Annotated in this window: 8 protein-coding genes and 1 pseudogene; 2 read left to right on the top strand and 7 right to left on the bottom strand. The window is 40.8% G+C overall.

Going from position 1 to position 6,265, the window contains the following annotated elements:
• From Q0C29_RS07945 to Q0C29_RS07935, 3 genes and pseudogenes are all read right to left on the bottom strand, one after another.
• A pseudogene (locus Q0C29_RS07945) lies at positions 1 to 581 on the bottom strand (AAA family ATPase); the annotation flags it as partial.
• A gap of 96 nt (positions 582 to 677) precedes the next feature.
• The gene (locus tag Q0C29_RS07940; RefSeq protein WP_292000127.1) at positions 678 to 953 is read right to left on the bottom strand and encodes an elongation factor 1-beta; all 276 of its coding nucleotides are present in this window, start codon (positions 951 to 953) and stop codon (positions 678 to 680) included.
• 137 nt (positions 954 to 1,090) lie between these two features.
• The gene (locus tag Q0C29_RS07935) at positions 1,091 to 1,306 is read right to left on the bottom strand and encodes a zinc finger domain-containing protein (RefSeq protein ID WP_292000126.1); all 216 of its coding nucleotides are present in this window, start codon (positions 1,304 to 1,306) and stop codon (positions 1,091 to 1,093) included.
• A gap of 353 nt (positions 1,307 to 1,659) precedes the next feature.
• On the opposite strand from Q0C29_RS07935, the gene Q0C29_RS07930 reads away from it, so the two are divergent.
• Positions 1,660 to 2,619 carry an NAD-dependent epimerase/dehydratase family protein gene (locus tag Q0C29_RS07930; protein WP_292000125.1) on the top strand — a complete coding sequence of 320 codons (960 nt, stop codon included), beginning with the start codon at positions 1,660 to 1,662 and terminating at the stop codon, positions 2,617 to 2,619.
• Here Q0C29_RS07930 and Q0C29_RS07925 read toward each other — a convergent pair.
• Both Q0C29_RS07925 and Q0C29_RS07920 read right to left on the bottom strand, forming a co-directional pair.
• Positions 2,600 to 3,127 (bottom strand): hypothetical protein, encoded by a 528-nt coding sequence (locus Q0C29_RS07925; protein WP_292000124.1) that lies wholly within the window; start codon positions 3,125 to 3,127, stop codon positions 2,600 to 2,602. The genes Q0C29_RS07930 and Q0C29_RS07925 overlap by 20 nt on opposite strands.
• A 4-nt stretch (positions 3,128 to 3,131) precedes the next feature.
• Positions 3,132 to 3,440 (bottom strand): translation initiation factor aIF-1A, encoded by a 309-nt coding sequence (locus Q0C29_RS07920; protein WP_292000123.1) that lies wholly within the window; start codon positions 3,438 to 3,440, stop codon positions 3,132 to 3,134.
• A 171-nt stretch (positions 3,441 to 3,611) separates the two neighbouring features.
• Between Q0C29_RS07920 and Q0C29_RS07915 the strand changes: the two genes are divergently transcribed.
• Positions 3,612 to 3,803, top strand: coding sequence for a 4Fe-4S dicluster domain-containing protein (locus Q0C29_RS07915; RefSeq protein ID WP_292000128.1), 192 nt, complete (start codon positions 3,612 to 3,614; stop codon positions 3,801 to 3,803).
• Between the two features lie 325 nt (positions 3,804 to 4,128).
• Here the strand turns inward: Q0C29_RS07915 and Q0C29_RS07910 are convergent, their stop codons facing one another.
• Together Q0C29_RS07910 and Q0C29_RS07905 are read right to left on the bottom strand one after the other, a co-directional pair.
• A complete protein-coding gene (locus Q0C29_RS07910; protein WP_292000122.1) occupies positions 4,129 to 5,070 on the bottom strand; it encodes an aldose 1-epimerase in 942 nt (313 codons plus the stop codon).
• 183 nt (positions 5,071 to 5,253) lie between these two features.
• Positions 5,254 to 5,973, bottom strand: a complete 720-nt coding sequence (locus Q0C29_RS07905) for a helix-turn-helix domain-containing protein (protein WP_292000121.1) — start codon at positions 5,971 to 5,973, stop codon at positions 5,254 to 5,256.
• Positions 5,974 to 6,265: the final 292 nt, after the last annotated feature.

Genomic DNA, 6,265 nt, shown 5'->3' with positions numbered 1-6,265 from the left:
ATCTTCTGCTTAGCCTCCTCCAAATCACCAATATCCTCCCAAGTAACACGAGGTATCCTAATGTTCTCTACAGGCTTCTCAAGCACCTTAACCTGAGTCTCATCATCAACAATAACAGGTGTGTTGCTTGGCTTAACTTGAATAGCCTGGAATATTAAGGACTGGCCAAGAACCAGTATTTGTATTAAATCACCCTCCATTAGGACGTAATCCTTAAGCCTCTGCTTAACGTAATTCTCGAAGTTCTGCTCAATGGAAAGAGTCATTGAAACTGGGGCTAGTTTAACCAGTTGAGCTTGCTTAGCCTCAGTTACCTTCACCTTGACTGTATCATTAACGCTAACGTCAGCGTTCTTCCTAATTATTGAATTCATCCTAATCACACCCCTACCATCATCCTCAGGTAAACCGTACATTACCTTAGCTGCGGTTAGTTTCTTACCCTTAATGTAAACTACAGTACCTGGTTCAATACCGTAATCCCTCATAATTGTGGGGTCAATGCGAACAATAGGTCTACCAGCATCCCTCTGCTTAGCCTCAGCCACCCGAAGCTCAATCCAATCCTCCTCACTGGACATAGGGGAGAATTAAACTATGGGTTTATAAAACTTTTAATGCGCTGCAATCCATAGGCATGAGGAAAACAATGAAGCCCCTTAAGGCTAAGCGTATTTTTAGAAACTAACCCTAGTGAAGTACTCTAGTTCAATACCCCCAATGTCCTCTATCTGGGATAGTATATTCTCGATTTCATCACTAGTGTACTCATCGGACTCCGGTATAACTATGTGTATCTTTAACGCCTTAATACCGAAGCCTATCTCCTCCTCCTCAATACCCTTAACAGGGTACTTAGGTTCAAGCTTACCCTTGATAGCTTGCTTAAGCTTCTCGTAATCAACATCCTCCCTACTTGGGGTAACCCTGTACACGTAGTATATTTGAGCCATTTAATTCACCATGTCCCCTAAATTACGCATTATATAAAATTTACTGTACCGGTAAATTAAAGCATGGTTCAATGTAAGTCACTTAATTAACATTACGTAATCATGAAAATGAATCAACATTGGGGTAAGTGGTTTAATTAAGGACCCTCAAAGCCGCATACAGGGCACTTATAGACATTACCCTCCCTCCTGCAGCGTTCACATCTCCAAATCTCATACTTACCGCAGTTTGGGCATAGGAAGTGGGTTGCCCTCTTAAACGGTGCAATTGGATTACCGCATGATGTACAGTAGTAAACCTCCGGTCCATAAAGCTTCGGCCTTGGCCTAGAGTGCGCGCTTACTGTTGCCATTACCCAGCCACTAATTTAAGCATTTTTAAGGATTTAGTAGGGTTCAGTGCTCCATGAGGACTTGAAAACCCTCATCAATAAAGCGTGCATCACTACTGATGCACCCAGTTGTGGTAAGACCATGCGTTAACTATGAATCCCCAGTATTAAGGGGAAATCAAACCTGCCTACATTAAGTTCACTAGTTCACTATAGGAGGATACCGTAAAATGACGTCATTATAACTTAAAACTAACATCATCATAAATGATAATGATTATCGTTCACTCTTATCATGTGAATTCACTGTTAATGCTAACTCATTGGGGTTAAGCTTTAAGAAGGTCTTATGAACTTAGTTAACTAGGGTTATAATGAGCAGGGTAATTGTAACTGGTGGAGCCGGCTTCATAGGAAGCCACCTGGTGGATAGGCTTGTTAAGAATGGTTATGAGGTTACTGTTATTGATAACTTCAGTAGTGGTGATGCAGGTAACCTTAAGGAGTCCTTAAGTACAGGTAGGGTTAATGTTGTTAAGGCTGACCTTAGGTATTGGGGGGACTGGGTCAGTGAGTTTAAGGGTGCCTACGCGGTATTCCACTTAGCCGCTAATCCTGAAGTTAGGGTATCTTCAGTGGAGCCTAGGAGCCACTTCGACAATAACCTCACTGCAACCTTTAATGTTGCTGAGGCCGCTAGGGTGAATGACGTTAAGTACATTGTCTTCGCCAGTAGTAGCACAGTGTATGGTGATGCTAAGGTTTTACCAACACCTGAGGATCATCCAATAATGCCCATAAGCGTCTACGGTGCCACTAAGGCAGCTGGGGAAATTATACTAGGTACGTACTCCAGGCTTTACGGTATTAGAGTTGTTAACTTAAGGTACGCCAACATTGTTGGACCCAGGTCAAGGCATGGTGTAATATACGACTTCTACGTTAAACTCACCAAGAACCCTAGGGAACTTGAGGTTCTTGGTGATGGTAGCCAAAGGAAGAGTTACCTATACATTGATGATGCTGTTGATGCAACAGTATTCCTATTCAATAAGCTAACTAACGGTAGCCTCCAGGAGCAGGCATTTAATGTTGGTAATAAGGATTGGGTCACGGTAATGGACATAGCTAGGATAGTTATTGAGGAACTTGGGTTAAGGGACGTTAACATAGTTACTAAGGCCATGACCCCGGATGGTAGAGGTTGGTTAGGTGACGTCAAGTACATGCTTCTTGATACTGATAAGTTAAGTAAATTAGGCTGGTCCCCTAGGTATAGTAGTGCTGATGCGGTTAGGTTAACCATCAGGTGGCTTAGGGGGAATGCCTCCTAACCCTTATCCTATACGCCTTAGCAACCTTAAAGTTAGTGACTAACTCTATCGCATCCTCCTTAGGTATAATAACTAAGTCACCCACAGTGGGTTCACTAATCATGTTACCCTTACTTGTCTTAATGCTGAAGTAGTTTGAAGTGAACCTAACTATCATAACCCTGCCCGGTGCCTTAAGCATACTTGGCTTAATGAGGCGTTCTAAATCCTCCAGTACTGAAGCCAATTTAGTCTCCTCAACCATAAGGTTCCCCCTTGGTACATTACCCTCTGAGGCTTGGTCAAGTATCTTAAGTAACCTAGCCCTGAGCAGGGCAATTAACAGGTCCTTAACCATACTTAGGTAAGTTGAGGTTAAAGTATTCTCCAAGGCTCCGCCAAACTTAACATCACCCACTAGTCTATTAATTAACTCCCTATAGGACCTGTAGGGTAACTTCACAAGTTCCCTACTCTCCTGCTCCATCTTAACCAAGTCCCTTAGCCTATTTAACTCCTGTTGATCCATTACTCTACAGGGCTAATTCATCAAGTCTATTTAAAATCTCACTGTACTTGCTAATCCTCCTGAGCTCATTAACCTCACCCTTCTCATACTTGTAAATAACATCAGCCTTACTTGGTTCAAAATCCCAGGGTGCAACTATTAGGTAATCACCAATCCTGATCCACATTCTCTTCCTATACTTACCAGGTATCCTAGCTATCCTAATGTTACCATCCTCACAAATGACCTTAACCCTATCATCACCAACTATGTCGGTAACCTTAGCAAGCATTTCCCCCTCATCCGGAACCCTAACCTTAGACTCCACACTCACGGGAACCCAACCCCAGGACTCTTAATAAACCTCCCGCCGACTCAAGTGATTAATCCAATTCTACACGTATACGTGTAGTATACGTATACTTAATTTAAGAGAGTAAGCTAAGTAAGTATTAAATAACGGGTTATTCGTGGATTAGGAATAGTGATCATTACGTTCAGGGTAATGGTCTTGAACAATTGCACTGGATGCGGAATATGCTGGACAATATGCCCTAAGGGTGTACTCGTTGGTAAGTTAAAAGATAAGGCCATGGTGGTTTCAGAGGGACAATGCATGGGTTGTTTCTCATGCCAATACAATTGCCCATACAATGCAATAATTGTTCAGGTTAAAGTAGCCGAGGGTAGGCAATAGGGCTTACGCATCATTGTCCTGAATTCCAATAGCTAATATACATGCATTAGCTTACATCATTATCTAATAAGCGATGTTAAGTTTTCCTCTATGCATTACTTTTAGGCGATGGCAATGTTAAAACATGAGCAATAAAACAGCCTCCCAAATAATGTAAAAATTAGTGAAATTGAGGAGTAATTATGTTTAGTATCCAGGGTTACTAAGGGAAATTTAGGAAAGGAAGCATACTACAACACCTGCGAGAAAGCTTCAGAGGTATTTTAAGCCCATAATTGTGCATTAAGGTTTATTTTAAATTTTTAAAGCATCATGAAGTATATTGTTACGTTATCTTAAATCTAATCCACGTGCTTATCTCACCATTGCCCTGAATCTCATATGCTGTACCCATCTTAACCTGCTCCGCAAGCCCAGTAGCAGGCCAGCTTGTGGTTAATTCCACGGATGTTGCGTATATTCTGCCGAACCATGGGTAATTAAAGCCACCGCCTAATGGTCTCCAAAGCCACATTGACCTAAATACGTTAACATCCCAATTAGCCTCAAGTCTAATCCCCAGTTTCTCATTAATTAGCCTAAACCAACCCTCCTTAACCATAGGTACATACACTAAGTCATTAGTGTTGAGGTCTCTAGGGAATCTTGATAAGTCAATTAATTCACCACTCTTAGACTTAACCATGGGGAAGACACCCCTATACCCAGGTTCAAGAATTGATGACCCACCACTGAGGTACTTATCAACCTCCACCTCCGTTCCCTTAGGTAACTCTAGTACAGTGTATTCGGATAATAGGTCACTACCGAAGTTAGGGTGATGCAGCCAAGAGAACTTTAAGTTCTGCCTACTTAAGTTAACCAGTCTCTCCTTAATAAGTACCTCATTACTGTTTAGTAATTTAACCCTCCTGTAAACCTTAAGTGGATACTTCCTCAATGAAACTACATTCAACACGGAGTATTCGTCAGCTTCTTCATCATACTCAACCTTCCAGGGTATGTAAGGTGATTCATCATGTAGCCCAAACTGTACACCAGCATACCTTGAAACATAACCTGCATTAGGAATCACCTCAAACCAACCACCGAAGTATACTACATTGTAGAAGTCCTCCGGCATTAAACCCTCCCTAAGATGTTCAATAGGTTCAGGATCCTTATGATGATGGAGTAATTCATGGTCGCCATACTTAATACTCCATATTAAACCACCAAGTTCAGGAATAATAGTAACCTCAAGTTCGCTCCTAATTACCTTAACCACTCTTAACCCGTTAATTAACCATTCATCGTTAATCACACAGATCCCTGTCTTTAAATGCAGTTCAACTATTTATAACTATACCTAATGATTTGCATTAATGTTATCATTAATACTTGAACACAGTCATAAAATCCTTTACATTATCCTCACCATATATTTCAGGGATAAGCCTAGTTGATTAAATCAATCATCAATCATAACGTTCAGTATCTTCTTTATTATCTTGTTTAAATTCCTGGATAATGTTGATTCATTCACCCCTAACTCCTTAGCCAATTGCCTTATTGTTATTCTCCTTGGTGTATCGAATAATCCCTTATCGCGAGCCATCCTTAATAACCTCTCCTCATCACTGCTCAGTAGCATCTTAGCTTTACTCCTAGCTATAGCCATAATCATGTCCTCAATATCTACTACGCTTTCCCTTACTCTACTTACCTCACCATTACCACTAATTATCCCTATGAACATGTCGATTGCCTTACTGTTTGGGAATAGGAAAACCCAATGTTCAACACCACCACTGGTATTATACTCTATCTCTGAGCCGCCAAGGATATGCGCCCTAAACCTAGTGGAATCTGCGTAATCACCTCTAACAATCATTGTAATTAACTTAGGGTAAGTGGAGTTAATGGGTTTAATGTAATCAACGCTTAAAACATTTTTATGGCTACTTAAAATCTTGAGGAAGCTCTTGAAATCAAATCTACTACCAACCTTTACTAGAGCATACTCCACGATAAATGGTGAGGAGGAATCGACAAAACTATTTAAAACCCTGTACTCAAGGTTAAGTTCAGAAACCTTAACCGTCCAGTCTGAGTAATGATAGTAGTCTAGGGAAACTAGGCTGGGTGAATTAAGTATGCTATTAAGCAGCATTATTTCGGCATTACTCACGGGTGTTAATTATCTTACAGTTTTTTAACTTTCCTCAGGCAAGGAAATAGTTAGATATATACTTAAATGTATACCGAAAAACTCATGGTGAGAGGCATAAAGATGCAACATTAATGAGCTAGGTAATTTTATAAAGAAGAATCATGGCGTATTAAACCATGGGTAAAACACCCATATATGTACTGGTAACGGCAATAGTATTCATAGTAGCAGCCATATACAGTGTAAACATAGCTTATGCACAGCAAACTTACCCAACCTACACCATTGAGGATGCCTTCCCCTGGAACTA

Source organism: Caldivirga sp. (assembly GCF_023256255.1).
Taxonomy (GTDB): Archaea; Thermoproteota; Thermoprotei; order Thermoproteales; family Thermocladiaceae; genus Caldivirga.
The sequence above is the reverse complement of the archived record's forward strand: the minus strand, read 5'-3'. Positions and strand labels throughout refer to the sequence as shown.